Here is a 24,344-nt window from a genome sequence, read left to right as displayed (position 1 = left end):
GGTAAGGGATGTGCCGCGATCGTTGCGCCCGCGAACGAAATTAGGGGAAGCGATCGCAGCGTTTTAGCTATGGCGATGTTCAGAGCGTCCAGGAATGAGGCAGGCGGCAGGTCAGAAGGGCCTCGGATCTTGCTGTTCCGATGCCCGGTTAGTCACGTTCGCCAGGGCGCGCGCGGTTACCTTGATCTCCAGGCCGAAACCCGGGAGACAGGTTACGCCGATCGCGGTCAAAGCCGGATACGGCGGCTCCTCGATATAAGCAATTGCTACCTTCATTGGTATACCTCGCGAAATTGGCAGGGCCATCGGGCGTGTTCAGCCGATTGTTGACGATTCCACTTGCATGCGTGAACGTCGCATTTTGGCCGGGTGCTGTCGAATGCCTGGGGTTTGACCCACCCCCTTGCGACGCACCCTCAATCAGCAATCGAACGAATGACCCTCGCCGGATTTCCACCGACAAGCGTATTCGGGGGAACGTCCTTTGTGACTACCGATCCAGCCGCGACAACGGAGTTTTCGCCTACTGTCACGCCGCCGACAATGGTCGCGCCGGCTGCGATCCAGACGTTTCTCTCAATCACGATGGGCTTTGCAATTACGCCGTCGCGCCGGCGGGAAGGTTCAATGGGATGGCCGGACGTGATGAGGCTCACGTTCGGTCCGATCATCACATCGTCAGCAATGTCGAGCCCACCAAGGTCATAGAAAGTGCAATTCTGATTGATGAAGACATTGCGCCCGACACTGATATCAGTCCCGCCGGTTGTGTAGAACGGTGGCATCAATAAAAAACTGTCGTCCACCTTCTTGCCGATGAGATCGCTGAACAAGGCCCGGACTTCATCCGCGTCGTCGAATGTCAACCGGTTGAGAGCGGCAGTGATCGCCATCGCTCGTTTGACGTTTGCTGACATGGCCGCTGATTCCGGTGTTCTCCTGAGAACTATCCTGGTGCGATCATCATTCGGCATTCGTTGTTTTCCTCCGGTTTCTATCCTGTGACTTTCAGCGGTAAATGACGGGAAGCACTACTGTATCCAGGTATTCATGCAGGTCGAAGGCGAATGGCTCCGATAGCGAGGCGGTCGGCCCGATTGTCGGCGATCTAATCCTCTCCGTCGATCGACCGATCCTGGCTCGACCCGGACGATGTACGGCGTCGGCCAGGCACCAAATTTGACAGCCCCACACCACGCCGCTACATTTGCTGCATGAACGCACGACTCGTCACCACCGCGACCACCACGACGACCGCCACCGGCGGGTCGACGGGAGGTCGCGTGTCGAGGTAGATGCAGTAGCGCGTCACGCACGAACCCGAAGCCCCGCCCATAACCGGACGGGGCTTTTTCATTTTCGTTCTCCGTCCGGTTGCCCACACGCAGGTCAGCAACCTCAAGGAGAACCTCATGGAAGAAGTCGATCACCGGGCGCTTGGCCACGCGCTCGATCTGTTTCATCAGCAGGACGAAGGCCCTGGGATGGTCTTCTGGCATCCGCGCGGGTGGGCGCTATATCGCGCGATAGAAGGCTACGTTCAGGCACGGATGCAACAGGCGGGCTTTCGCGAGATCCGCGCGCCGCAACTGCTCGCGCGATCGCTTTGGGAACGAAGCGGTCACTGGGACAAGTTCGGCACGGCCATGTTTTCGCTCGATGACGACGGCCATGCGGCCTGTCTGAAGCCGATGAGCTGTCCGTGCCACGTGCAGGTCTTCGGCCAGCGCGTGCGTTCGCATCGCGAGCTGCCGGTGCGGTATGCGGAGTTCGGTGCGGTACATCGCGCGGAGCCATCGGGTGCGTTGCATGGACTGATGCGGGCGCGCGCGTTCACGCAGGACGATGCGCATGTGTTCTGCGCGCCCGCACAGGTGGTCGGCGAACTGGTGCGCTTCTGTGCGTTGCTTCGGCACGTGTACGAGGATTTCGGCTTCGAGCGCTTCGACGTCGCCTTGTCGACGCGTCCCGTGCGCCGTGCCGGCGACGACGCAATGTGGGACCGCGCCGAAGCGCTGCTCGCGCAGGCCGCCGAAGCGGCGGGCCTTGCTCCGCGCATTCAGCCCGGCGAAGGCGCGTTCTACGGACCGAAGCTCGAATTCCAGCTGACGGACCGCTACGGGCGTAGCTGGCAATGCGGTACGGCGCAGCTCGACTACGTACTGCCCGAGCGGCTCGACGCGAACTACATCGGACGCGACGGCGCGAAGGCTCGCCCCGTGATGATCCATCATGCGGTACTCGGCAGCCTCGAACGCTTCATCGGCATCCTGCTCGAACATCACGACGGCTGGCTGCCAGGCTGGCTTGCGCCAGATCAGATCGTCGTCGCGAACGTCGGCGAGCGCGAACACGAATACGCGAGTCGTGTCGCGACGAACCTCGCCGATGCCGGCCTGCGCGTGCTGCCCGATCTTCGCGCCGAACGCCTGCCGCGCAAGATCGTCGATGCACGTGCGTATCGCGTGCCGGTGATGGCGATCGTCGGCGCACGTGAGGCGGCGGACGGCAGCGTGACGCTGCGCCGGCGCGACGGCATGCAGGCGACGCTGAACCTCGACGACGCGATCGCGCGATTGCGCGAAGAATGCGCATCGCCTGCGGCACAGGTGGAGCTATTGCGTGCGGCGCTCGACAGGCCGCTCGACACGGCATGACGCTACGGTATGCTAAAGCCAATCCCCACCTTCCCGAACGGTTTCACCCCTTCGCATGCCCAAAGCCCTTCCGCCCGATCTGCACGCCGGCCCCGACCATGGCCGCTCGCTCGCGCGACACTATCCGCGCGGCACGCGCATCGATCCGCATCGGCACGACTGGGCGCAGGTGCTGTATGCAGCGGCCGGCGTGATGTGGGTGGAGATCGGCCGGGAGGCGCTCGTCGTGCCGCCGCAGCGCGCGGTGTGGTTGCCGCCGGGCACCGAGCATTCGATCTCGATGATGAGCGCCGTCGACATGCGCAACGTCTATCTGCACAAGCGCTACGTACAACATCTGAGCAAGGTGCCCGACGTGTTCGACGTCAGCGGACTGCTGCGCGAACTGATCACGACGCTGGCCGAGCGCGAACATGAACGCGATGAAAAATATCTGCAGACGGCGTACCGGCTCATCGTGATGGAACTCGCGCACGCGCATCGGCACGTGCAGCGTATTCCGCTGCCGGGTCCGTCGGACAGGAGGCTCACGATGCTGTGCGAAGCCGTGATCGCGAACCCGTCGCTCGACATGGGTTTCGAGCAGCATGCGGAGACGGTAGGTGCGAGTTCGCGCACGCTGTCGCGGCTGTTCCAGCGCGAACTCGGTATGGGTTTCGCGGAATGGCGGCGTCAGGTGCAGCTTGCCGTGGCCGTGTCGTGGCTTGCGGAAGGGCAGCCGGTGAGCCGCGTCGCGCGTTCGCTCGGCTATCTGCCGAGCAGTTTCAGCGACATGTTTCGTCGCGAACTGGGCGCACCGCCGACCGGCCTGCATCCGCACCGGACGCTCGAAGAGACGTCCGGCGAGGACCACGCGGCCTGAATCGTCAGTGCGACTTCTTCGCAGCCTGTTCGATCTCGGCGCGCAGGCGTTCTTCCTGCGCCTGCAGTTCGGGCGTGCATTCGGCGCCGAAGTCGGCGAGTTCCAACAGTGGACGGATTTCGATTTCGCTCTCGCCTTCCATCGGATTCGGGCAGCGCCGCACCCATTCGACCGCTTCCTCGATCGACTTGACCTGCCAGAGCCAGAACCCCGCGACGAGTTCCTTTGTCTCGGCGAACGGCCCGTCGATCACCGTGCGCCGGCTACCCGAAAACTGCACCCGTTTGCCGCGCGAGCTCGGATGCAGCCCTTCGCCCGCGAGCATCACGCCTGCCTTGACGAGCTCCTCGTTGAACTTGCCCATTGCCGCGAGCAGTTCCGTGCTGGGCATCTTGCCGGTTTCCGACTGGCTCGTCGCCTTCACCATTACCATGACACGCATCGTCTTCTCCTTGACTGGGTTGTCGGAGCCATGTGCCCGGCCCATTGGCGTCGGGCGCCGGGCTGGCTCTCATACACGACGACGAACGAGGGGAGGATGAATCGACAGGCATGAAGAATTTTTTTGAGGGTCGCGGCAAAAGAACCACGTTTTGCGTCAGGCGCGCGCAAAGCCCCGGCGAATGGACCTAACCCCGGTTTGCTATCAGAAGGTCGATCGCGCGCCGCGACGAGTTCAGCGCGCGCGATACCGCCTGCTCCTGAGTCGTGGAGTGCAACTGCTTTGAGCCGACCCAAGGTGTCCTGGATTTGAGCGCTTTTTCTTCATCTGACGTTGCGGTAATGCGCGAATCGACGATGAAGCGTCCGGAGATCAGACGCTCGACTTCGATGGCGATTTCATAGCCGCGATACTCATGCTTTTCCATATCGACCCCACAGACAACCTGCTGGGCGAACGCCTCAGCGCTCGTTGCATTCCGATGTTCGTCAGGCAAAGCTCACGTTTTTACTGCTGGTCCCAGATGGTTTGAGCGGACCCACTGCCGTCGATCAACTGCTCGGCGTAGACGGTCGACGCGCGCCGCGCGTCGCCCGCGCTTTGAAACGGACGCTCTCCCGGCACGCGGAACACGCGGCTACGAGGACTGTCCGTCGTAGTGTCCGGTTCGGAGATACGAACCGATGCGTCGAAGCCTTCGTCATAGTTATGTCCGAATCCCGTTTGCCTCGCGTGACGCGGATAGACGAGCGGATGGATTTCGAGGCCCCGATAAAAACGAGAACTGGTTGTCATGATGTGTTCCTGAGGCTGCAGCGTGCAGCCGGTATTGAATGGGTACGTCCATCCGCTGTGCGGACAGGCGTGAGATGACGGTATTCCTGGCAAGGGAAGCGTCCACCTGTCGGACAGGTGAGATGAAAAACGGAGAGCCCGGCGCGATCGATTCCGCGCGTACACGCGTACACGGACAGCGGCATGCGTAAGCGTGATCCCATGCTACGCGCTCTGGTGCCGATGTACAGTTAAACGGTGGTTTGGGCGGTGGCCCGGGGCAATCACGCGGCCATCGCGGATTTTTGCAGTAGAACGCCTTCGCAGACGAGCCTGGTTTCAAAGAAACTGTCGGACTCCGCTGTGGCAATCCCCGACGAATAGACGTCGATTTCCTGAAGTATCAATGCGCGCACATGGGCCGGCGCGTGGGCCGTATGGCTCGATGGCGGGATGTACGCACCGTCCTCGATTCTGCGCAGACACTCGCCCGGGATTCGTTGCTGGACGAGCGTTTGCGTCAGATTTGCTTCGACTGGACCAGCGAGCGCACGGTGAAGCGAGTGCGCCGCAAGTCAGTCAGGCCAGCAGGTTCAGAGCGGCGTGATATTGGCAGCCTGCAAACCTTTCTCGCCACGCTTCGTTTCGTAGCTGACTTTCTGGTTTTCGGTCAGTGTCTTGAAGCCCTCGCCGCGCACTTCCGAGAAGTGTGCGAACAGGTCGTCGCCGCCTGCGTCGGGCGTAATGAAGCCGAAGCCTTTGCTATCGTTGAACCACTTGACAGTACCGGTATCCATGAGAATTCCTTGATAAAAATATTGGGCCGTTCCGGAGAGAAACGGAAAACGAGGATCAAGGAGAGAGAGGACAACGAATACCGCGCAATAAGCGGTTGATTGATGAGCAGCAATCGAACTTCTTGAACTTCGAGGGCGAACATACGCACTGCCTCGCACGCGGTCAAGGTTTTTCTGGTAACACCTTGCGCGGTTATAAACCGTGTTTGCCGTTCGATTCGACAAGAGATGGGCGCGTAATGGGCGTTGCGTCGGCATTTTTGAGGCTTGCGTATTGTCTGGCGTACGAACGATTAGAGCGATTATTGAGACGGGGCCGCATCAATGCGCGGTCACGGGTCCGCCTTTCGCATGTATAGTGTGCGTTCCCTTGTCGAGGAGTGATCATGTCGACCCCCCTGTCTCTTCTTTACAAGGGGTTTGAACTTTATCCCCTCGTTTTTGCGCGCGCATTCAATCGCTTCGATGGGCATTCGCGCTATGCCGAAGGCTACGACGTCGCGGTACGTATCTGCCGGCAGGGTGCCTCGGGTACGACAGGCGCGAGCCGTGTCTTCAGGTTGGACCGGCAGGACGTCTTCGCGGACTTCGGTATTGCCCGACGCGCTGCCCGCCAGCAGGGTCAGGACATCGTCGACGGCAAGGTAGCCGGTGCGTCGGTGGGCGACCTGTAAGTGCCCGGATGGTTGATGGATGGCCACGGGCCCCGGCCGATGCGTTGTGAACGCGCGCTATCCATTTCACTTCAAAGGAATGATTTGACCACAGTAATTCTTAAACCCGACGAGCCCGTCGAGGTCGCTATCCGGCGTTTCCGCCGTTCGATCGAATCCACCGGCCTGATCAAGGAACTGCGCGCACGCATGGCGTATGAGAAGCCGACCACCGAACGCAAGCGCAAGAAAGCGATGGCTGTCGCGCGACTGCGCAAGCAGATCCGGCGCTCGATGCCGCCGCGGAAGCAGTACTGATATCTGTTGTCGATCGGCGCGCGTGCGTGCGCCATGCCTGCGTCAGCCAGTCAGGCGCGATGACGCAGCGCAAGCCCGCGGGATCGCCTCCGATCACAAGTCTCATATCTCGTTATCCGGCATGACGGTGCGATCGGTCAGCGCGCTGGACGGGCACTTTGCAGCCCGTTCGCGCTGTCCGAATTTCAAACGTCTTTGTCCAGACAACCGTAATTCCGCCATCTAGACTTCGTCCTGAAGCTGCGCGATGCAGCACCCAACCCAGGAACGATCTGATGAAAGCCATCCAGTTCAAGACCTTCGGCACGCCCGACGTGCTCGACTACGTCGACCTTCCCGACCCGCAGCCCGCCCCCGGCTACGCGCTGGTGCGCGTGAAAAGCGCGTCCGTCAATCCGAGCGACGTGAAGAACGTCAGCGGCCACTTCGCCCACACGACGCTACCGCGCGTGCCCGGCCGCGACTTCAGCGGGACCGTCGTCGCCGGTCCGGACGCGTGGCTTGGTGCGGACGTGTGGGGCACGGGCGGCGACATCGGCTTCACGCGCGACGGCACGCATGCGCAGCTGCTCGAGATTCCGGTCGCGGCGTTGAGCCGCAAGCCGTCGACGCTGACCCACGAACAGGCGGCATCGATCGGCGTGAACTTCATCGTTGCGTGGCTCGGCACGGTCGAGTACGCGAAGCTCGCCGCAGGCGAGACGATCGCCGTGATCGGCGCGGGAGGTGGCGTGGGCGGCGCGGTGACGCAGATTGCGAAAGCGCGCGGCGCGCGTGTGATCGCGGTCGATCGTCGCGAACCGCCTGCCGGTTCGCCGGCTGCCCGGCTGCTCGATCACTATGTGCCGCTCGACGATCACGTGGTGGAGCAGGTTCGCGCGTTGACGGGTGGCGCGGGCGTCGACGTCGTGTACGACACGGTGGGTGGCGTCGCGTTCGAAACCGCGCTCGCGCTCGTGAAGCGGCGTGGCCGCGTCGTCGAGATCAGCGCGACCGGCAAGCGCCGCGTCGAGTTCGATCTGATCGACTTCTATCACAACGAGATGCAGCTATTCGGTGCCGACAGCGCGAAGCTCGGCGTGGCCGAAGCCGCTCCGCTGATGACCGCGCTTGCCGAAGGTTTCGAGAGCGGCCGCTTCGAGGCACCGGTCATCGCACAGCGCTTCCCGCTCGCGCAGGCGCGCGAAGCGTACGAGGCGGTAGCCGCGGGCACGCGTGGTCGTGTAGTGATTGATCTGTCCTGAGCCGCGTGAGGAGCCTGCGATGAAATCCTATTTGATCTCGCTTGCCGTGGGTGTCGCGGTGGGGCTGCTGTACAACCTGCTCAACGTCAAATCACCCGCGCCGCCGACGGTCGCGCTGGTCGGATTGCTCGGCATGCTGGCCGGCGAGAATCTGATTCCGGTTGTGCGCGTGCTGCTGTCGCACGTTGCGGGCTGAGTTTGAGAGCCGATCATCCGTGTGGGCGGTGTTGACGTGCCGCGTCGCGCTGTTCACGACACGAGCGATGCGGCTAATGCCCGACGACGACGTGCGCGGTGTCCAGCAGATCGCGGATCAGCTTCGCGCGCACCGATTGCCGTTGCCATAGGACGCCGAAGCGCCGCGGCTCGGTCTTGACCGGCAGCGGCAGCTTCGCGACGCGCAGACCCGCGAGCAGTGGCGACGAGATGTCCGGCATCAGCGACACACCGAGCCCGCGCTCGACCATCATCCCGATCGCGACCAGCGAGTTCAGTTCGAAGCGCTCGATCGGCGCGATGCCGGCCTTCCTCAAATATTGATCCGCCTGCTTGCCGCCGCCGAGGCTGCGGTCGTAGCGGACGAGCGGCTGCGTGGCGAGCAGTTCGTGCGGATCGCGTTTCGCCCAGCGCTGCGGCGCGAGCACGACTAGCGGCTCGTCGCGCAGGTGTTCCCATGCGAAGGTTTTCGGCAGCGCGAAACGCGGATGCAGGCATACGGCCGCATCGTATTCGCCACGCTGCAGCGCCTCGTACAGCTCGAGCGACGTACCCGACTGGATCAGCACGGTGACGTGCGGATGCGCTTTCACGAAGCGCGCGAGGATGTCCGGCATCAGGCTGTGCATCGCGGTGTTGATCGTGCCGATGCGCAGTTCGCCGGACGTGTATTCGTCCGACGCAAGCAATTTCAGATGATCGAAATCGCGCAGTAGCGTACGCGCGTGATCGAGCACGCGATGCCCGGCGTCGGTCGGCTGCACCGTGCGGCCCGCGCGCGCGAGCAGCGGCACGCCCAGTTCGCGCTCCAGCACGCGCATCTGCAATGCGACCGCCGCGGCTGTGACGTCAAGCCGGCGCGCCGCTTCCGCAACCGAACCGGTGTCCGCGACCATCACGAAGCTCTTCAGGAAAGCGACGTCCATAAAGATAGTTTTACTTGTATCTGAATATAGGAATATACAGTTTATCTTGGTCATCGGCAGTTCTAGACTGCCGGACATGAAAAGCAAACTCTTCGTCCCGGGCTCGCGGCCTGAACTCTTCGCGAAGGCCCTCGCGAGCGATGCCGATGGCCTGTCGTTCGATCTCGAAGACGCGGTGACCGAAGCGCGCAAGCCGGAAGCACGCGCAGCGCTGCGCGATCTGCTGCGTTCGCCGGAGGTAACGGGCAGCGCGAAAACGATCATCGTGCGCGTGAACGGATTGCACACGAAGCATTTCGCCGACGATCTCGAAGCCGTCGTGCAACCCGGCATCGACGTGATCAACCTGCCGAAACCCGAAAGCATCGCCGATGTGGCCGAGGCTGCCGATGCGCTCGCGCGCGCCGAACGGGCAAACGGCGTAAGTGCGCCGGTCGGCATCCTGCTGAACGTCGAGTCGCCGCGCGCATTGCGGTTCGCGTCCGAACTGGCGAGTGCGCATCCTCGCGTGACCGGCCTGCAACTGGGGCTCGGCGATCTGTTCGAGCCGTTCGGCATCGTGCGCCGCGAGCGCGCCGCCGTCGAACAGGCGATGTTCGCGTTGCGCATGGCCGCGGCCGAAGCCGGCGTGCCCGCCTACGATTCGGCGTTTGCGAACGTGCAGGATGCAGCGGGCTTTCGCGAGGAGGCCGAACTCGCGCGGCGCCTTGGTTTTGCCGGCAAGAGCTGCATTCATCCGAGCCAGGTCGCGCTCGCCAACGCGGTATTCCGCCCGACCGACGAAGAGATCGAGCACGCGCTGCGCGTCGTCGAAGCGGCGCGCGCGGCGGAGGCGAACGGCGTCGGCGCATACATGGTCGACGGCAGGATGATCGACCCGCCGTTCGTCGAGCGCGCCCGCGCGATCGTCGCGAGCGCGGCGAAGCTCGGCATGCTGCGCGCGTGACCTGATGCTCGCTGCGCGAAACGTGCAGACGTGCCGCGCAGTCCGTAAAAACGCTGGAGACATTCGATGAACCCATCCGCTTCGCACGCTGCCGGTCCGCTCGCCGGCGTGCGCGTGCTCGACCTGAGCGCGTATATTGCCGGCCCCTACGGTTGCGCGCTGCTCGCGGACCAGGGTGCGGACGTGATCAAGATCGAGCCGCCGACCGGCGACAATCTGCGCAAATACCCATCGACACTCGAAGCGGAAAGCCGCGCGTTTCTCGGCGTCAACCGCAGCAAGCGCGGCATCGCGCTCGACCTGAAGCTGCCCGAAGCGCACGCGGTACTGCTCGACCTCGTGCGCGGTGCCGACGTGCTCGTGCACAACTTCCGGCCGACGGTGCCGGCGCGTCTCGGCATCGCGTACGAGCAGCTGCGCGAGGTGAATCCGCGGCTGGTCTATTGCGCGGTGACCGGCTACGGCGAAAGCGGTCCGCTGAAGGACAAGGCTGGCTACGACCAGGTGCTGCAGACGATGACCGGCATGTGCACGCTGCAAGGCAAGCGCGGTGGGCCGCCGGAGATCATCTACGGATCGGTGGTCGACTATTACGCGGCGGCGCTTGTCGCAGCGGGTGTCGCGTCGGCATTGTACGAACGCGAGCGCAGCGGCGAAGGGCAATACGTCGGCGTGTCGCTATTGCGCAGCGCGCTGACGATGCAATCCGCGCGCCTCGTGTGGGCCGACGGCGAGCCAGAGCATGTCGGGCGCGACATGCGTTCGGGCGGCATCACCGGCATTCATCCGACGCGCGACGGCTATCTGTACATTTCCGCGAATACGCCGCATTTCTGGCAGGCGCTGTGCGAGAAGGTCGGGCTGCAAGAACTCGCGACCGACGAGCGCTACGACAGCGTGCGCAAGCGCGCGCTGCATCACGAGGAAATCGTGCCGCGTCTACATGAGGCGTTGCAGGCGCACAGCGCGCTCGAATGGGAGGCGCACTTCGGTGAGGCGGTGCCGTGCGCGGCTGCGCGCACGGTCGAGGATATGTTCGATCATCCGCAGGTGCAGGCCGAAGGGCTCGTGACCGAATACGAGCATCCGGTCGTGGGCCGCTATCGCGGCTTCACCGGGCCGCTGAAATACGGCCGAACGCCGGGGCCCGCGCCGTTTGCCGCGCCGCTGTTCGGTCAGCACGGTGACGCGGTGATGCACGAACTTGGCTACAGCGCGGGCGAGATTGAAGAGTTGCATGCGCAGCACGCGCTGCTGCATGGCGACGACATAGACACGCATTGAGCCGGCGACGGAGCGCTTCCGCATGAACACGACGTCCACCGCTGCCGACGACCTTGAATCGCTCGACGCTGCCTGCGATTCGCACATGCACGTGTACGACGCGCGCTTCGCGCATGCGGACGGCGCGCGGATCGTCGCGCACGCGACCGCCGACGACTACCGTGACGTGCAGCCGCGCATCGGCACGCGCCGTACTGTGGTCGTGACGCCGCGCCCGTACATGACGGACAACGCGGTGACGCTCGATGCGATCCGCCGGCTCGGTGCGGACCGCACACGCGGCGTTGCGGTACTGCGTCCGGACGTGACCGACGAAACACTCGCCACGCTGCACGCGGGCGGCATTCGCGGCATCCGCTTCACGCTGTACACGCCCGCGCACGCAGTGACGGACTTCGGCATGGTCGAGCCGCTTGCACGCCGCGTGCACGAACTCGGCTGGCACGTGCAGCTGCACTGGACCGCCGACCAGATCGTCGAGTACGAAGCGCTGTTGCGGCGTTTGCCCACGACGATCGTGTTCGATCACTTCGCGCGGCTGCCACTACCCGATGGTCACGCGCATCCGGCACGCAACGTCGTGCGTCGTCTGCTCGATACGGGGCGCACGTGGATCAAGCTGTCGGCGCCGTACCTCGATTCGCGCGTCGGCGAGACGCAGCGCTATGCCGATATCGACCGTATCGCGCGCGGCTGGGTCGCCGATGCGCTCGAGCGGCTGGTATGGGGTAGCGACTGGCCGCATTCGACCGAAGCCGCCCCGCCCGACGACCGCGCGTTGCGCGCCGCGCTCGCGCGCTGGGCCGACGATCCGAACACGCGTCGACACATCCTTGTCGACAATCCGGCCGCGCTGTACGGATTCGCATAGAACGCATGCGACGGAAACACAGAACACGAAAATGAAAACGAAGGAGACACCATGACACCCGATCACTCCGCACCGGCACCGGCACCGGCACCGGCATCCACTGGCCGGGGCTTCACCGCGGCCACGATCCGGCTGTTCGAGCGCACGATCCCCGATCCGTTCGTGCTCGCGATCCTGATCACGATGGTGGTCGCACTGGCGGCTGCGTTGTTCGCGCCGCACGCGTCGGTTCGCACGGTGGTCGGCGGCTGGTACAAGGGCTTCTTCGACATTCTGACATTCGCGTTTCAGATCACACTGGTTCTCGTGACCGGTCATGCGTTCGCGCACGCGCCGCCGGTGCAGCGGCTGTTTCGTTCGGTTGTCGGGATCGCGCGCACACCGGTGCAGGCCGCGGCGTTGACGTTCGGATCCGTGGCGGTTGCATCGTTCTTCAACTGGGGGCTCGGGCTCGTCGTCAGCGCATTGCTCGCGCGCGAAGTGGCGCGCCGGATGCGCGTCGATTTCGCGTGGATCGTCGCCGCCGGTTTTTCCGGCTGGGTGGTGTGGGCGAGCGGCATCTCGAGTTCGATCGCGCTCGCGCAGTCGACGCACGGCAGCGCGATGAACGTTGTCGAGAAACTGACCGGACAGACGTTGCCCTTCGGCGCAACCGTGTTCGCGCCGTTCAATCTGGTGCCGACCGTCGTGATGCTGATCGCGATGCCGTTCGTGCTCGCGCTGCTAAAACCCGACGACGCTCACGCCGTCGTGCTCGACCTCGAAAAGAATCCGGACCCGGCGACGCGCGGCAAGCCCGTCGGCCGCTGGTCGCCCGCGCAGTGGCTTGAATATTCGTGGGTCGGCAGCGCGTTCATCGGGCTCGCGGGCGTCGCGTTTCTCACGCTCGCGTGGGTGCAGCACTTGCCGTTTTCGGGTGTGAATGCGGTGATCTTCGTGATGTTCGTCGCGGGCGTGGTGCTGCACGGCTATCCACTCGCGTATGCGGACGCGGTGAAGAACGCCGCGAAGCAGAGCGGCTCGATGATGCTGCAATACCCGCTCTACGGCGGCGTGATGGGCATGATGGAAGCGACCGGTCTGCCCGACGTGATCTCGCACTTCTTCATCGCGATTTCGAACGCGCACACGCTGCCGTTCTGGAGCTACGTGTGCTCGCTGGTCGTGACGTTCCTGATTCCGAGCGGCGGCGGCCATTGGGCGGTGCAAGGACCGTTCGTCGTGCCGGCAGCGCTCGCGCTGCATGCATCGGTGCCCGCGACGACGATGGGCGTCGCGATGGGCGAGCAGGTGTCGAACATGATGCAGCCGTTCTGGGCCGCACCTGTCGTCGCGATGGCGGGTATCGGCGTGCAGCGCGTGCTGGGCTTTACTGTGATGACGTTCGCAGTCGGGGCGGTGGTCTACGGCACGGCGCTGCTGCTGCTCGCGTGACCAGGACGCGAGATGCAACGCAAGAGAAAAACCGTGGGCTCGCACGGGCCCGCGAGACGGAGACAGACATGAACTCAGCAGACGAGAACGCCCGCGCCGCGCTGCAGTCGGCACGGCCTTCGACGCCACGCGGCATCGAGCGATGGTGGCGCGTGTTCGACGTACGCATCGGCGTGCTGCCGCTGCCGGTCTATCTGATCCTGATCGCGGTGCTCGCGGTGCTTGCTGCCGAAGGCAAGCTCGCCGCCGATCTGCCGACCGGCATCGCGCTCGTCGCCGTCGGCGGCTTCACTTGCGCGGAGCTGGCGAAGCGGATTCCATTCGTTCGACACATCGGCGCCGCGTCGATCTTCGCCGCGTTCCTGCCATCCGCGCTCGCGTACTACGGGCTCGTGCCCGAGCCCATCGTGAAGACGGTAACCGCGTTCACGAAGAGCAGCAACATCCTGTATCTGTTCATCGCGGCGATCATCGTCGGCAGCGTGCTCAGCATGGATCGCCGCGTGCTCGTCAAAGGCTTCGCGAAGATCTTCGTGCCGCTGTGCGCCGGCTCGATCGCGGCGGCGGTCGTCGGCACCGCGGTCGGCGCGCTGCTGGGGATCGGCGTCAAACATACGCTGTTCTTCATCGTGATTCCGATTATGGCGGGCGGCGTCGGCGAGGGCGCGCTGCCGCTTTCCGCGGGTTACGCGCAGATTCTCGGGCAGGACCAGGGGCCGCTGTTTGCGCAGGCGCTGTCCGCGGTGATGCTCGGCAACATCGCGGCGATCTGTGTCGCGGGGCTGCTCAACTATGCCGGCGAAAAGCGGCCGGCATGGACTGGTCGCGGGCAGCTCGCAAAAAGCGGCGACGGCGATCTTGCTGCACAGGGACCGGTGTCGTTCGAGTTCGACGTGTCGTCGGTGGCCGCGGCGGGCGGCACGGCGATCGCGCTGTATCTGCTCGGCGTCGTGTCGAACAGGCTGTTCGGCTGGCCCGCGCCGGTCGTGATGCTGCTGCTCGCGGTGATCGTGCAGGTGGGGCGCCTCGTATCGCCCAGCGTGCAGGGCGGCGCGCAATTCATGTACCGTTTCTTCGCGACGAGTGTCACCTATCCGCTGATGTTCGCGATCAGCATCGCGATGACGCCGTGGGGCGAGATCGTCACGTCGTTCCACTGGACCAACATCGTCACGGCGGTCGCGACCGTGCTGACGATTACCGGCGTGGGCTTCGTCGTCGGCCGCTGGATGAACATGTATCCGATCGAAGCGGCGATCGTCAACGCGACGCATAGCGGGCTCGGCGGCACCGGCGACGTCGCGATCCTCACCGCGGCGAACCGGATGGAACTGATGCCGTTCGCGCAGATCGCGACGCGCATTGGGGGTGCGGTGACGGTGCTGATCGCGCTTGCTGTATTTGCCGCGTTGCGATGAGCGAGGCGAACGCGAACGCAGGTCGCACGCAGGACTTTCAGGCGAAGCGGTATCGTGAGCGGGAACGAAGGCGTCGGGTTGTCAGTGGAAGATCGGATGCAGGATCGCCACCCACCTGGACGCCGGGCAACCAGGCAGGCAGATAGGACACGGCGATGTCCTCATCATGGTTGTCTCCGAAGCGCGGAACGGCTTCGCGGAGAGCTCATGACAAGGAATCAGCGGCGTGGTCGCATTGACTGGCGGGATGGTTGCAGTGCGGGCTACGCTTTTTTCACCACGACCTCTCGCACGTTCACCGTACGCTTCAACCGCGCGCCGAGAAAATCGATGAACGTGCGCAGCTTCGGCGACAACCGGTGCCGTTCGAGATACACCGCGTAGATGTCGGCATTCGGCAGCGTCCACTCTTCGAGCAGCGGCACGAGCATGCCGTTGCGCACCAGTTCTCCGGTCTCCCATTCCGAACGCACGACGATGCCGCGCCCTTCGAGCGCCCAGCGCAGCACCGCGCTGCCGTCGTTGCTGCTGAGCGCGCCCCGCACTTTCACGATCTCCGATTTTTTGCCGCGCAGGAAGTGCCAGTTGCCGTAGGCCGAATCGTTCTCGCGCAACACGATGCAGTCGTGCTGCGCGAGATCGCGTGGTGTTTTAGGCGTGCCGTGCCGCTTCAGATACGCCGGCGCCGCGCACACGAGACGCCGGTTTTTCACCAGCAGCCGCGCGTTGATACGCGCATCGGGCACATCGCCGAAGCGGATGCCGACGTCGAACGCGTATTCCTGCAGGCTCACCGGACGGTCTGTCAGATGCAGCTGGATTTCCATCGACGGATAGCGCTCGATGAACGCGGAAAGGGCCGGCGCGATATGCGCGCGCCCAAAGCCGAACGACGCGTTGACCCGCAGCAGGCCCGCGGGCTCCGCGCGGCTGCTCGTCACCAGCTGTTCGAGTTCGGCAAGCTCGGACAGGATTCGCGAGCCGTTCGTCAGATACAGGTCGCCTTCGGTGGTGAGACTGATGCTGCGCGTCGTGCGATTCAGCAGCCGCACGCCGAGCCGCTGCTCGATCTGTGCGAGCCGTTTGCTCACCGACGGTGTCGTTACGCCGAGTTCGCGGGCCGCCGCGGTGAGCGTGCCCTGACGCAGCACGAGCGCGAAGAACGCAAGGTCGGAGACGCTGTCCATTGTTTCCTCAAGGTTAATAACGGTTTGCTTTTATGGAAACCATAACCCGGAAGGCAGCAATTAGACTAGCTAAAACGGGAGGCACCTATGTTGGAAGCGTTCGAGGCATTCGAAGCGTTCGCCGTCGAGACCGACGGCATCGCGATTCGCGGCGTGCGCGGCGGCTCTGGCCCCGCGTTGCTGCTGCTACACGGTCATCCGCAGACGCATGCGATCTGGCACAAGGTCGCGCCGGCGCTCGCGCAGTCTTTTACGGTGATCGCCGCGGATCTGCGCGGCTACGGCGACAGTGGCAAGCCGCCCGGTTTGCCCGATCACAGCAATTACGCGAAGCGGCGTATGGCGCAGGATCAGGTCGACCTGATGCGTGCGCTCGGTCACGACACGTTCAGCGTGATCGGTCACGACCGCGGCGGACGCGTTGCCGTCCGGATGGCGCTCGATCATCCACATGCAGTAAAGCGGCTCGTCACGCTCGACGTCGCCCCGACGCTCGCGATGTACGAGCAGACCTCGTTCGAGTTCGCACGCGCCTACTGGCACTGGTTTTTTCTCGTGCGTCCCGCGCCGTTCCCCGAAACACTGATCCGCGCGGACCCCGATCTCTACCTGAAGCAGACCATCGGTGCGCGTAGTGCCGGGCTCAAGCCATTTACGAGCGAAGCGTACGCGGAGTATCTGCGCTGCCTGCAGGACCCCGCGACCGCGCACGGCATCTGCGAGGACTATCGCGCGTCGATCGGGATCGATCTCGATCACGATCGCGTCGACCTCGCCGCGGGTCGCACGATCGATTGTCCGTTCGTCGCGCTATGGGGCGCGGACGGTGTGGTCGGACGCTGCTTCGATCCGCTCGCCGAATGGCGGCGTGTGAGCCGCGATGTGACCGGCGGCGCGTTGCCGTGCGGCCACTACATCCCTGAGGAAGCACCGGACGCGCTGCTCGACCGTGTGCTGCCGTTTCTGCGCAACTGATTTCCACCGCGGCGCCCCGCGCCGGAACCGTCATGCCCGATAACACCGACAAGACGCTTTATCGCAAGCTCGTCGACGCGCATACCGTCGCGACGCTCGACGAACAGAATGTGCTGCTGTACGTCGATCTGCATCTGATGAACGAATACACAAGCCCGCAGGCGTTCAGCGGCCTCGACGCGCGCGCGCGACCGGTGCGCCGGCCGCGGCAGCAGCTGGCCGTGGTGAGCCACATCATTCCGACGCATGCGGAAACGCCGCGTGTTATCCGTGATGCCGCGTCGCTGCGTCAGGCCGTTAATCTTGCACACAACTGCGAGAAGGCGGGCATCCTGCTCTTCGCGGCAAACGATCCGCTGCAGGGCATCGAGCACATCGTCGCGCCCGAGCTGGGTCTCGTACGGCCGGGCATGACGGTCCTGTGCGGCGACAGCCACACGACGACCTATGGCGCACTCGGCGCGCTCGGCTTCGGTATCGGCACGTCGGAGGTCGAGCACGTGCTCGCGACGCAAACGCTCGTCTACCGGCTCGCGCAGACGATGCGCATCACGATCGACGGGACGCTGCCGTACGGCACGACATCGAAGGATCTGGTGCTGTGGCTGATCGCGCAGATTGGTGCGCAGGGTGCGCGCGGCTATGCGGTCGAATTCGCCGGCACGGCGTTCGGCGCGCTGTCCGCCGAGGCGCGGATGACGATCTGCAACATGACCGTCGAAGCCGGCGCGCGCGCCGCGCTGATCGCGCCCGACGCGACGACGCTCGATTACGTGCGCGCGCACGCGACGATGGATGAAGCCGCGTGGCACGCGGCGGAGCGCGACTGGTCGTCGCTTCATACCGATGCCGGCGCGGTGTTCGACGCCGAGTTCCGCTTCGACGCGAGCGCCGTCGCGCCGTACGTTACGTGGGGTACGAGCCCGGATCAGGCGATCGCGGTGGACGCGCTGGTGCCCGCCGCCGACGATGCGCCGACACCCGAAGCCGCCGCCGCGACACGTCGCGCGCTCGACTACATCGGTCTCGCGCCGCGCGTGCCGATTGTGGGCACACCGGTCGATCGCGTGTTCATCGGTTCGTGCACCAACGGCCGCATCGAGGATCTACGCATCGTCGCGGCACTCGTGCGCGGCCGTCATGTCGCGGCCGGCGTGCGCGCGATGGTCGTGCCGGGCTCGGGTTCCGTGCGTCGTCAGGCGGAAGCGGAAGGACTCGCGCGCGTGCTGATCGACGCGGGCTTCGAATGGCGTGAGCCTGGCTGCTCGATGTGCCTTGCGATGAACGATGACGTGCTTGTGCCCGGCGAACGCTGCGCGTCGACGACCAACCGCAACTTCGAAGGCCGTCAGGGACGCGGCGGCCGTACGCATCTGATGAGCCCGGCGATGGCGGCCGCCGCGGCACTGACGGGCCGTATTACCGACGTCCGCACGCTGGAGACACACCAATGATTGCGACCCATACGATTCATACGATCGAGGGCCGCGCGCTGCCGCTGCCGATCGACAACCTCGACACCGACCAGATCATGCCGAAGCAGTTTCTGCGCGGCATCGACAAGTCCGGGCTCGCCGAGGGCCTGCTGTACGACCTGCGTGTCGACGGCGACGACCGGCCGCTCGCCGGCTCGGTGATGAACGATGCGCGTTATCGCGGCGCGTCGGTGCTGATCGGCGGCGCGAACTTCGGCTGCGGATCGAGCCGCGAGCACGCGGTGTGGGGTCTGCAGCAGTACGGCTTCGCGGCGGTGATCGCACCGAGCTTCGCCGAGATCTTCTATTCGAACGCGATGAACAACCGCCTGCTGCTCGTGCAGCTCACGCGCGCAGAAGTCGACACGCTGCTGCACGATGCCGCCGCCGATCCGGCCGCTAACGTGCACATCGATCTCGACGCGCAATGCGTCGTCGGCGCGCGTGGGCAGCGTTTCGCGTTCCCGCTTGGCGCGCGGCACAAGCGGATGGTGATCGAAGGGATGGACACGATCGATCTGACGCTCGCGTCGCTCGCCGATATCGAGGCCTTCGAAGAAAGGCATTTCCGCGCTCATCCGTGGGCCGCAGTGCTGTAGCTGTAGCTGTAGCTGTAGCTGTAGCCGTCGCTGTAGCGGCCACGGGCCGCACCCCGCCGTACCGCATGGGTTGCCGGTCCCGCCGGCGACTCAGGGCGTTCTGTTGCCCCAAAAAAGGAGGAGACATATGTTCATCGATCGATCCGCACGGCCGTCGCATCGGCAGCCGTTCTACAAGGTGCTGTACGTTCAGGTGATCGCCGCGATCGCGCTCGGCGTGTTGTTCGGGCATCTGCTGCCCGCGCATGCCGAAGCGATGAAGCCGCTTGGCGACGCGTTCATCAAGCTGATCCGGATGATCATCGGGCCAGTGATCTTCTGTACCGTCGCAACCGGCATCGCGAGCATGCGCGACATGAAGAAGGTGGGGCGGGTCGGCGGCAAGGCGATTCTTTATTTCGAGGTCGTGTCGACGCTTGCGCTCGGCGCCGGTTTGCTCACCGGCCATCTGCTGAAACCGGGCGAGGGCTTCAACGTGACCGTCGCGTCGCTCGATGCGAACGCGGTCGCGGGCTACGTCTCGAAGGCCGCGCACGGCGGCGGCCTTAGCGGTTTTCTGCTCGAGAGCATTCCCGATACGTTCGTCGGCGCGTTCACGCACGGGGACATCCTGCCCGTGCTGCTTGTGGCAATCCTGTTCGGCACCGCGCTGTCGCTGCTCGGCGACGCGGCGCGGCCAGTTTCTACGCTCGTCGAAGCGCTGTCGGCGACGATGTTCCGCATCGTCGCGATGATCACGCGCGTCGCGCCGATCGGCGCATTCGGCGCGATGGCGTTCACGGTGGGTAAGTACGGCGTGGTATCGCTGTTGCCGATGCTCAAGCTGATCGCGTGTTTCTACCTGACCGCGGCGGCGTTCGTGCTGATCGGGCTCGGCGTTGTCGCGAGGCTCGCGGGCTTCAACATCCTGCGGTTTCTCGCATTCATCAAGGACGAACTGCTGATCGTGCTCGGCACGTCGACATCGGAGAGCGCGCTGCCGCAGCTGATGCAGAAACTCGAGCAGCTCGGTTGCGCGCGCGGCACGGTCGGGCTCGTCGTGCCGACTGGCTACTCGTTCAACCTCGATGGCACGAATATCTACATGACGCTCGCGGTGCTGTTTCTCGCGCAGGCGACCAACACGCATCTGACGCTCGCTCAGGAAGCGACGCTGCTTGCGGTGACGATGCTGACGTCGAAGGGGTCGACCGCGGTGACGGGCGCGGGTTTCGTCACGTTAGCCGCGAGCCTGTCGGTCGTGCCGACCGTGCCGGTCGCGGCAATGGTGCTGATACTCGGCATCGACCGTTTCATGTCGGAATGCCGGTCGCTGACGAATTTCATCGGCAACGGCGTTGCGTCGATCGTGATCTGCGCGTGGGAAGGCGATCTTGACCGGCAGAAGTTGCGCGAGGCGCTGGGGGCGCGGCGAACGCAGACGACGCACGCCGCGGCAGGTACGGCAAGAAGTACGGCAAGTACTGCTGCGTACGAGCCGGCGCGCGAAGCGGACGGCCCGTAACCCCACGTCAGCGCTTGCGCCGCTCCCGCACCGCTGCCGCCAGCGTGTTCAGCACCGGCTCGGTCTGCGACCAGCCGAGGCATGCGTCGGTGATCGACACGCCGCGGCGCAGCGGCACGCCGGGCTTCAGGTCCTGCCGACCTTCTTCCAGATGGCTCTCGACCATCACGCCGATGATGCGCCTGTCGCCGCCCGACAGTTGCGCGGCCACGTCCTGCGCAACGTCGACCTGACGCAGATGCGACTTGCCCGAATTCGCATGCGAGCAGTCGACCATCACCTGTTCCCGCAGACCGAGCGCGCGCAGCGCGGCACAGCTTTCCTCGACGGCTGCGGCGTCGTAGTTCGGCCCCTTCTTGCCGCCGCGCAGGATGACGTGCGTGTCTTCGTTGCCGCGGGTTTCGAAGATCGCGGCCATGCCCATCTTCGTCATGCCCATGAACGCATGGCTTGCGCGCGCTGCGACGATGGCGTCCGTGGCGATCTGCACGCTGCCGTCGGTGCCGTTCTTGAAACCGATCGGACAGCTGAGGCCCGATGCGAGCTGCCGGTGGCTCTGGCTCTCGGTCGTGCGCGCGCCGATCGCGCCCCACGCAATCAGGTCGGCGATGTATTGCGGGCTCAGCAGGTCGAGAAATTCGGTCGCGGTCGGCAGGCCGAGCGTGCCGACGTCGAGCAGCAGTTGCCGCGCGGCACGCAGCCCCTCGTTGATACGGAAGCTGCCGTCGAGCCGCGGATCGTTGATGTAGCCCTTCCAGCCCACCGTCGTGCGCGGTTTTTCGAAGTACACGCGCATCACGATCAGCAGATCGTCGCGCAGTGCGTCGGCGGCGGTTTTCAGATGGCGCGCGTAGTCGATCGCCTGATCGTGGTCGTGGATCGAGCACGGACCGACCACCACGACGAGCCGGTCGTCGCGGCCCTTCAGCACGTCGGCGATCTCGACGCGACTGCGCTCGACGAGTGTCTGCAGCGCTGCCGTAATAGGTAGTTCGTCCAGCAGCAGCGCGGGTGAAATCAGCGGGCGGACGGCGCCGATACGGACGTCGTCGACGCGCGTGGTGTCCTGGGTGGCGTCGGCGACGCCGACTTCCTGGTCATGCAACGGATTGTCGATGCGGCTCAAGTCAGTCTCCGGAATCCGCGTGGAAAGGCCGTAATGGTACCCGGATCGCCGGAACCGGACCACGCAGCGTTATATTCAATGGTATATTTCGACGAGACGACGGGGCCGCGTGCGGCCTCGTTGCGTACCTTGCAACCGGAACCGGACTCGGGATCGTCATGCAGGCTCCTCCGTTTCGTCTCGCACGCCCCTCGGGCGTTGGCCCCTTTCAAGACCCTGCAGGCCGCGCGCTGCGCGTCGACGGCGACGCGTGTTGCGCACCCGCGACCGGCCGCCAGGCGGAGCGCGCGAACCGCCGCACGCGTCTGTGGGAACTCGATTCGCATCTACACTGCTCGATCATCGGCACGTGCCTGTCCACGCACGATCTGCGCAAGCTCGTGCCGCGCTTCAAGACGCTCGACCGTCAGCACGCGACCGATCTGGAAATCCACCATGCGGCCGTCGAACTCGCGATCGAGGGCGGCGACGGCGGCAAGGCGCTGCACAAGGCGCTCGACGAACGCTACGCGACGACCATCCGCCGTTTCGCGACCGCTGCCGATCCCGAAGCCGTGCTCGCGCTCTGGAACGACGCGCGCAAGGCTGGCGATATTCCGTCCGCGTACTGGGCGCTGATCACGCATCCGCAGGCGACGCTCGACGTGCGGCAGGCCGCGTTTGGTGAGCTGCACATGCTGTCGCATCTCGTCGGTGCGGCGAATCGCGCGGACATTCGCCGGCTCGTCGCGCTCGAGGACGAGAACGCGGAGTTGCGCAGCAAGGTCGAGCGGCAGCAGAGCCGGCTGCATGAAATGAGCACGCGTCACGATGCGGCGATCCGCGCACGCGACGAGCAGATCGCTCAATTGACGGCGCAGACGCGCCGCGACGAACCCGCGGACGCGGGCACATTGCAATCCGAAGTGGCGACGCTGCGCGATGCGGTCGCCGCGCGCGATGGCCGTCTCGCGCTCCACACGGGCCGCCGCGAAGCTGCCGAACAGCGGCTCGCGGATGAACAGGAACGCGTCGCCGTGCTGCGCGCGACGCTCGAAGACACGCTCGCGCAACTCAAGGCCGTGCAGGCCGAAGCGAATGCGATGGAACGCACGCTCGACACCGCATCCGACGAAGCGTCGTTCGCGGGGCTACGTGGCAAGCGCATCGTGTATGTCGGCGGACGGCCGGGATCGAACGTCGCGATTCGCCGGATCGTCGAGGCGGCGGGCGGCGAGCTGACCGTGCACGACGGCGGCTTCGAGGACCGCAAGGGTCTGCTTGCGGCAGCGCTGCCGGGCGCGGATCAGGTGGTATTTCCGGTCGACTGCATCGACCACGATTCGATGAACATGCTCAAGCGCGTGTGCGAGCGCCATGGGGTTGCGTACCATCCGCTGCGCACCGCGAGTGTGGCGAGCTTCGTCGAATGGCTTGCGCGGCTCGCCGAAAGCGGGGTTGCCGGCGGTGCGGCGCCTGCTTCGCGGTTTTGTCTGCGGCACGGCTGAAAAGGATCGGCGCCAGGCGGGCGAAGTACGCGACGCAAACCACCCGCAAAATCTCAGCGCTTGACGAGCTTCGTCAATGCAGCGATCTGCTCCGCGCAGGCCGCGTAAGCGTCGCTTTCTATCCCGCGATATAGCCTGACAATCTCTTCGCCGACCGGCGTGAGCACGCTGCCACCGCCGCTCTGGCCACCGTGTTCGGAGTGCGTAGCCGGCGACTTCAGCGAGCGGTTCAATTCGTCCATCAGCAGCCAGGCGCGTCGGTACGACATCTTCAGGCTGCGCGCCGCGGCTGAGATCGACCCGTGCTCGCGCACGGCTTCGAGCAACGCGACCTTGCCGGGACCGAGCGCGATCGTCTCTGCCTGCTGGATGCGCATGCGAAAGCGGACTTCCGGTGTCGAACTGGCGGACGTCTTCGGATCGGGGGCGGATTTATTCATGCGGGCAAGCATACACGATGAGCGTAGGGCGTCCGCCGTGCGTCAGCGACCCGCAGGGAAGCAGAAACCGAAGTCTTCGCAGCCAGGACAGCCGGGCGCGGGTCCCGGTTCCGCGCCAGTTGAATACGCGAGTTCGCGGGCAAGAAGTTTCTTCCACCGCAGGTTGTCGACGTTGCGTGCGACGAGCGCCGGAAAGTAGTGCGTCAGCATGCGCGTGACATCTTCGCGTCCGGTGAGGCCGAGGTCTCGCCACAGATGATCGGGCCGCAGGCACGCATGCGCGACGATGGCGGCGATGCACTGCGCGTCGCCGGTATCGACGCCGGGCGGCACGTGGTCCAGCAGCAGCGGGATCATTGCATCGACGAAAGCGGCGTGAGCGGAAGGCAAAACCGCGGAGACGGGGAGCACCGGCATTGCGGCCGGCGCGACGTGTGCGAAGTGGCGTGCGGCCAGCGCGTGCCATTGCGACGGCGCGAGCCCGAGCAGCACGAGTTCGCCGCGCACGTCGCGGGCAGCGACGAGGCGGGCGAACAGCAGCGTATCGGCAGCGAACTCATCGAACTCTGCATCTGCAGTGCCGGCGAGTTCGGCGGCACGCGCCGCACAGGCCGCGTCGATGCCGCCCGGGTGCACGACGTGTTGTGCGGAATCGAATGGCCCGGTCATGGCAGGACCCTGAAAGCTGCCGTGCAGTTTATTGATAGGC

Annotated in this window: 28 protein-coding genes; 16 read left to right on the top strand and 12 right to left on the bottom strand. The window is 64.8% G+C overall.

From position 1 onward, the window contains the following. Window positions 1-111 precede the first annotated feature (111 nt). The 3 genes from ACREXZ_RS22075 to ACREXZ_RS22065 form a co-directional block, all read right to left on the bottom strand. Window positions 112-276 (bottom strand): hypothetical protein, encoded by a 165-nt coding sequence (locus tag ACREXZ_RS22075; protein ID WP_431766244.1) that lies wholly within the window; start codon window positions 274-276, stop codon window positions 112-114. Window positions 277-416: 140 nt separating this feature from the next. Continuing rightward, complete coding sequence (locus tag ACREXZ_RS22070) at window positions 417-974, bottom strand: sugar O-acetyltransferase (protein ID WP_431766243.1); 558 nt, start codon at window positions 972-974, stop codon at window positions 417-419. 227 nt (window positions 975-1,201) lie between these two features. After that, a complete protein-coding gene (locus ACREXZ_RS22065) occupies window positions 1,202-1,357 on the bottom strand; it encodes a hypothetical protein (RefSeq protein WP_431766242.1) in 156 nt (51 codons plus the stop codon). Between the two features lie 55 nt (window positions 1,358-1,412). Between ACREXZ_RS22065 and thrS the strand changes: the two genes are divergently transcribed. Then, on the top strand, window positions 1,413-2,657 hold the full coding sequence (gene thrS, locus ACREXZ_RS22060; RefSeq protein WP_431766241.1) for a threonine--tRNA ligase: 1,245 nt from the start codon (window positions 1,413-1,415) through the stop codon (window positions 2,655-2,657). A 55-nt stretch (window positions 2,658-2,712) separates the two neighbouring features. Further along, entirely contained in the window at window positions 2,713-3,519 is an 807-nt protein-coding gene (locus tag ACREXZ_RS22055) for an AraC family transcriptional regulator (RefSeq protein WP_431766240.1), read from the top strand. Between the two features lie 4 nt (window positions 3,520-3,523). Here the strand turns inward: ACREXZ_RS22055 and ACREXZ_RS22050 are convergent, their stop codons facing one another. From ACREXZ_RS22050 to ACREXZ_RS22035, 4 genes are all read right to left on the bottom strand, one after another. Next, window positions 3,524-3,961, bottom strand: coding sequence for a YciI family protein (locus ACREXZ_RS22050; RefSeq protein WP_431766239.1), 438 nt, complete (start codon window positions 3,959-3,961; stop codon window positions 3,524-3,526). Window positions 3,962-4,148: 187 nt separating this feature from the next. Continuing rightward, entirely contained in the window at window positions 4,149-4,457 is a 309-nt protein-coding gene (locus tag ACREXZ_RS22045) for a hypothetical protein (RefSeq protein WP_431766238.1), read from the bottom strand. Window positions 4,458-4,468: 11 nt separating this feature from the next. Continuing rightward, a complete protein-coding gene (locus ACREXZ_RS22040) occupies window positions 4,469-4,756 on the bottom strand; it encodes a hypothetical protein (RefSeq protein ID WP_431766237.1) in 288 nt (95 codons plus the stop codon). Between the two features lie 572 nt (window positions 4,757-5,328). Next, window positions 5,329-5,532, bottom strand: coding sequence for a cold-shock protein (locus tag ACREXZ_RS22035; protein ID WP_431766236.1), 204 nt, complete (start codon window positions 5,530-5,532; stop codon window positions 5,329-5,331). A 386-nt stretch (window positions 5,533-5,918) separates the two neighbouring features. Between ACREXZ_RS22035 and ACREXZ_RS22030 the strand changes: the two genes are divergently transcribed. The 4 genes from ACREXZ_RS22030 (at window position 5,919) to ACREXZ_RS22015 (ending at window position 7,943) form a co-directional block, all read left to right on the top strand. After that, entirely contained in the window at window positions 5,919-6,206 is a 288-nt protein-coding gene (locus ACREXZ_RS22030; protein WP_431766235.1) for a hypothetical protein, read from the top strand. A gap of 84 nt (window positions 6,207-6,290) precedes the next feature. Continuing rightward, complete coding sequence (gene rpsU / locus ACREXZ_RS22025; RefSeq protein ID WP_431766234.1) at window positions 6,291-6,503, top strand: 30S ribosomal protein S21; 213 nt, start codon at window positions 6,291-6,293, stop codon at window positions 6,501-6,503. A gap of 275 nt (window positions 6,504-6,778) precedes the next feature. Continuing rightward, complete coding sequence (locus ACREXZ_RS22020) at window positions 6,779-7,747, top strand: quinone oxidoreductase family protein (RefSeq protein ID WP_431766233.1); 969 nt, start codon at window positions 6,779-6,781, stop codon at window positions 7,745-7,747. Between the two features lie 19 nt (window positions 7,748-7,766). Beyond that, window positions 7,767-7,943: a DUF1427 family protein gene (locus tag ACREXZ_RS22015; RefSeq protein WP_431766232.1), complete on the top strand. Its 177-nt coding sequence runs from the start codon at window positions 7,767-7,769 to the stop codon at window positions 7,941-7,943. 73 nt (window positions 7,944-8,016) lie between these two features. Here ACREXZ_RS22015 and ACREXZ_RS22010 read toward each other — a convergent pair whose 3' ends face one another. Beyond that, window positions 8,017-8,889, bottom strand: coding sequence for a LysR family transcriptional regulator (locus ACREXZ_RS22010; RefSeq protein WP_431766231.1), 873 nt, complete (start codon window positions 8,887-8,889; stop codon window positions 8,017-8,019). 76 nt (window positions 8,890-8,965) lie between these two features. Between ACREXZ_RS22010 and ACREXZ_RS22005 the strand changes: the two genes are divergently transcribed. The 5 genes from ACREXZ_RS22005 to ACREXZ_RS21985 all read left to right on the top strand — a co-directional run bounded on the left by ACREXZ_RS22005 (window position 8,966) and on the right by ACREXZ_RS21985 (window position 14,842). Beyond that, window positions 8,966-9,835 (top strand): HpcH/HpaI aldolase/citrate lyase family protein, encoded by an 870-nt coding sequence (locus ACREXZ_RS22005; RefSeq protein ID WP_431766230.1) that lies wholly within the window; start codon window positions 8,966-8,968, stop codon window positions 9,833-9,835. Window positions 9,836-9,901: 66 nt separating this feature from the next. Beyond that, window positions 9,902-11,119 carry a CaiB/BaiF CoA transferase family protein gene (locus tag ACREXZ_RS22000; RefSeq protein ID WP_431766229.1) on the top strand — a complete coding sequence of 406 codons (1,218 nt, stop codon included), beginning with the start codon at window positions 9,902-9,904 and terminating at the stop codon, window positions 11,117-11,119. 22 nt (window positions 11,120-11,141) lie between these two features. Then, window positions 11,142-11,990, top strand: coding sequence for an amidohydrolase family protein (locus ACREXZ_RS21995; protein ID WP_431766228.1), 849 nt, complete (start codon window positions 11,142-11,144; stop codon window positions 11,988-11,990). 51 nt (window positions 11,991-12,041) lie between these two features. Next, window positions 12,042-13,424 carry a TIGR00366 family protein gene (locus tag ACREXZ_RS21990; protein WP_431766227.1) on the top strand — a complete coding sequence of 461 codons (1,383 nt, stop codon included), beginning with the start codon at window positions 12,042-12,044 and terminating at the stop codon, window positions 13,422-13,424. A 68-nt stretch (window positions 13,425-13,492) separates the two neighbouring features. Next, window positions 13,493-14,842, top strand: coding sequence for a 2-hydroxycarboxylate transporter family protein (locus tag ACREXZ_RS21985; protein ID WP_431766226.1), 1,350 nt, complete (start codon window positions 13,493-13,495; stop codon window positions 14,840-14,842). Between the two features lie 263 nt (window positions 14,843-15,105). Here ACREXZ_RS21985 and ACREXZ_RS21980 read toward each other — a convergent pair whose 3' ends face one another. Beyond that, window positions 15,106-16,029, bottom strand: coding sequence for a LysR family transcriptional regulator (locus ACREXZ_RS21980; RefSeq protein ID WP_431766225.1), 924 nt, complete (start codon window positions 16,027-16,029; stop codon window positions 15,106-15,108). A gap of 87 nt (window positions 16,030-16,116) precedes the next feature. Between ACREXZ_RS21980 and ACREXZ_RS21975 the strand changes: the two genes are divergently transcribed. The 4 genes from ACREXZ_RS21975 (at window position 16,117) to ACREXZ_RS21960 (ending at window position 20,582) form a co-directional block, all read left to right on the top strand. Continuing rightward, window positions 16,117-17,004 carry an alpha/beta fold hydrolase gene (locus ACREXZ_RS21975; RefSeq protein ID WP_431766224.1) on the top strand — a complete coding sequence of 296 codons (888 nt, stop codon included), beginning with the start codon at window positions 16,117-16,119 and terminating at the stop codon, window positions 17,002-17,004. A gap of 32 nt (window positions 17,005-17,036) precedes the next feature. After that, complete coding sequence (gene leuC, locus ACREXZ_RS21970; protein ID WP_431766223.1) at window positions 17,037-18,458, top strand: 3-isopropylmalate dehydratase large subunit; 1,422 nt, start codon at window positions 17,037-17,039, stop codon at window positions 18,456-18,458. Beyond that, window positions 18,455-19,078 carry a 3-isopropylmalate dehydratase small subunit gene (gene leuD, locus ACREXZ_RS21965; RefSeq protein WP_431766222.1) on the top strand — a complete coding sequence of 208 codons (624 nt, stop codon included), beginning with the start codon at window positions 18,455-18,457 and terminating at the stop codon, window positions 19,076-19,078. Before leuC ends, leuD begins: the two co-directional genes overlap by 4 nt. Before the next feature lie 127 nt (window positions 19,079-19,205). Beyond that, window positions 19,206-20,582: a dicarboxylate/amino acid:cation symporter gene (locus tag ACREXZ_RS21960; protein WP_431766221.1), complete on the top strand. Its 1,377-nt coding sequence runs from the start codon at window positions 19,206-19,208 to the stop codon at window positions 20,580-20,582. Between the two features lie 7 nt (window positions 20,583-20,589). Here ACREXZ_RS21960 and ACREXZ_RS21955 read toward each other — a convergent pair whose 3' ends face one another. Beyond that, a complete protein-coding gene (locus tag ACREXZ_RS21955) occupies window positions 20,590-21,708 on the bottom strand; it encodes a 3-deoxy-7-phosphoheptulonate synthase (protein ID WP_431766220.1) in 1,119 nt (372 codons plus the stop codon). A gap of 158 nt (window positions 21,709-21,866) precedes the next feature. Between ACREXZ_RS21955 and ACREXZ_RS21950 the strand changes: the two genes are divergently transcribed. After that, complete coding sequence (locus ACREXZ_RS21950) at window positions 21,867-23,195, top strand: DUF2325 domain-containing protein (protein WP_431766219.1); 1,329 nt, start codon at window positions 21,867-21,869, stop codon at window positions 23,193-23,195. Window positions 23,196-23,248: 53 nt separating this feature from the next. On the opposite strand, the gene ACREXZ_RS21945 is transcribed toward ACREXZ_RS21950, so the two are convergent. After that, window positions 23,249-23,572, bottom strand: a complete 324-nt coding sequence (locus ACREXZ_RS21945) for a winged helix-turn-helix domain-containing protein (RefSeq protein ID WP_431766288.1) — start codon at window positions 23,570-23,572, stop codon at window positions 23,249-23,251. 105 nt (window positions 23,573-23,677) lie between these two features. Next, on the bottom strand, window positions 23,678-24,304 hold the full coding sequence (locus tag ACREXZ_RS21940) for a nitrogen fixation protein NifQ (protein ID WP_431766218.1): 627 nt from the start codon (window positions 24,302-24,304) through the stop codon (window positions 23,678-23,680). Between the last annotated feature and the right edge of the window lie 40 nt (window positions 24,305-24,344).

Origin of the sequence: Paraburkholderia sp., from assembly GCF_050742655.1 — a bacterium.
Lineage (GTDB): Bacteria > Pseudomonadota > Gammaproteobacteria > Burkholderiales > Burkholderiaceae > Paraburkholderia.
Note: the sequence above shows the minus strand (reverse complement) of the source record. Positions and strands in the feature narration are given on the sequence as shown.

What these genes read in the sequence shown, in the direction of transcription:
- ACREXZ_RS22020 (WP_431766233.1), top strand. Translation starts at nt 6,779, where the DNA reads ATGAAAGCCATCCAGTTCAAGACCTTCGGCACGCCCGACGTGCTCGAC.
- ACREXZ_RS22055 (WP_431766240.1), top strand. Translation starts at nt 2,713, where the DNA reads ATGCCCAAAGCCCTTCCGCCCGATCTGCACGCCGGCCCCGACCATGGC.
- ACREXZ_RS22000 (WP_431766229.1), top strand. Translation starts at nt 9,902, where the DNA reads ATGAACCCATCCGCTTCGCACGCTGCCGGTCCGCTCGCCGGCGTGCGC.
- ACREXZ_RS22075 (WP_431766244.1), bottom strand. Translation starts at nt 276, where the DNA reads ATGAAGGTAGCAATTGCTTATATCGAGGAGCCGCCGTATCCGGCTTTG.
- ACREXZ_RS22065 (WP_431766242.1), bottom strand. Translation starts at nt 1,357, where the DNA reads ATGAAAAAGCCCCGTCCGGTTATGGGCGGGGCTTCGGGTTCGTGCGTG.
- ACREXZ_RS21985 (WP_431766226.1), top strand. Translation starts at nt 13,493, where the DNA reads ATGAACTCAGCAGACGAGAACGCCCGCGCCGCGCTGCAGTCGGCACGG.
- ACREXZ_RS22035 (WP_431766236.1), bottom strand. Translation starts at nt 5,532, where the DNA reads ATGGATACCGGTACTGTCAAGTGGTTCAACGATAGCAAAGGCTTCGGC.
- ACREXZ_RS22010 (WP_431766231.1), bottom strand. Translation starts at nt 8,889, where the DNA reads ATGGACGTCGCTTTCCTGAAGAGCTTCGTGATGGTCGCGGACACCGGT.
- ACREXZ_RS22070 (WP_431766243.1), bottom strand. Translation starts at nt 974, where the DNA reads ATGCCGAATGATGATCGCACCAGGATAGTTCTCAGGAGAACACCGGAA.
- ACREXZ_RS21990 (WP_431766227.1), top strand. Translation starts at nt 12,042, where the DNA reads ATGACACCCGATCACTCCGCACCGGCACCGGCACCGGCACCGGCATCC.
- leuC (WP_431766223.1), top strand. Translation starts at nt 17,037, where the DNA reads ATGCCCGATAACACCGACAAGACGCTTTATCGCAAGCTCGTCGACGCG.
- ACREXZ_RS22005 (WP_431766230.1), top strand. Translation starts at nt 8,966, where the DNA reads ATGAAAAGCAAACTCTTCGTCCCGGGCTCGCGGCCTGAACTCTTCGCG.
- ACREXZ_RS22040 (WP_431766237.1), bottom strand. Translation starts at nt 4,756, where the DNA reads ATGACAACCAGTTCTCGTTTTTATCGGGGCCTCGAAATCCATCCGCTC.
- ACREXZ_RS22030 (WP_431766235.1), top strand. Translation starts at nt 5,919, where the DNA reads ATGTCGACCCCCCTGTCTCTTCTTTACAAGGGGTTTGAACTTTATCCC.
- ACREXZ_RS21960 (WP_431766221.1), top strand. Translation starts at nt 19,206, where the DNA reads ATGTTCATCGATCGATCCGCACGGCCGTCGCATCGGCAGCCGTTCTAC.
- ACREXZ_RS21950 (WP_431766219.1), top strand. Translation starts at nt 21,867, where the DNA reads ATGCAGGCTCCTCCGTTTCGTCTCGCACGCCCCTCGGGCGTTGGCCCC.
- ACREXZ_RS21980 (WP_431766225.1), bottom strand. Translation starts at nt 16,029, where the DNA reads ATGGACAGCGTCTCCGACCTTGCGTTCTTCGCGCTCGTGCTGCGTCAG.
- ACREXZ_RS22015 (WP_431766232.1), top strand. Translation starts at nt 7,767, where the DNA reads ATGAAATCCTATTTGATCTCGCTTGCCGTGGGTGTCGCGGTGGGGCTG.
- ACREXZ_RS21995 (WP_431766228.1), top strand. Translation starts at nt 11,142, where the DNA reads ATGAACACGACGTCCACCGCTGCCGACGACCTTGAATCGCTCGACGCT.
- ACREXZ_RS21940 (WP_431766218.1), bottom strand. Translation starts at nt 24,304, where the DNA reads ATGACCGGGCCATTCGATTCCGCACAACACGTCGTGCACCCGGGCGGC.
- ACREXZ_RS21975 (WP_431766224.1), top strand. Translation starts at nt 16,117, where the DNA reads ATGTTGGAAGCGTTCGAGGCATTCGAAGCGTTCGCCGTCGAGACCGAC.
- leuD (WP_431766222.1), top strand. Translation starts at nt 18,455, where the DNA reads ATGATTGCGACCCATACGATTCATACGATCGAGGGCCGCGCGCTGCCG.
- ACREXZ_RS21945 (WP_431766288.1), bottom strand. Translation starts at nt 23,572, where the DNA reads ATGCGCATCCAGCAGGCAGAGACGATCGCGCTCGGTCCCGGCAAGGTC.
- thrS (WP_431766241.1), top strand. Translation starts at nt 1,413, where the DNA reads ATGGAAGAAGTCGATCACCGGGCGCTTGGCCACGCGCTCGATCTGTTT.
- ACREXZ_RS22050 (WP_431766239.1), bottom strand. Translation starts at nt 3,961, where the DNA reads ATGCGTGTCATGGTAATGGTGAAGGCGACGAGCCAGTCGGAAACCGGC.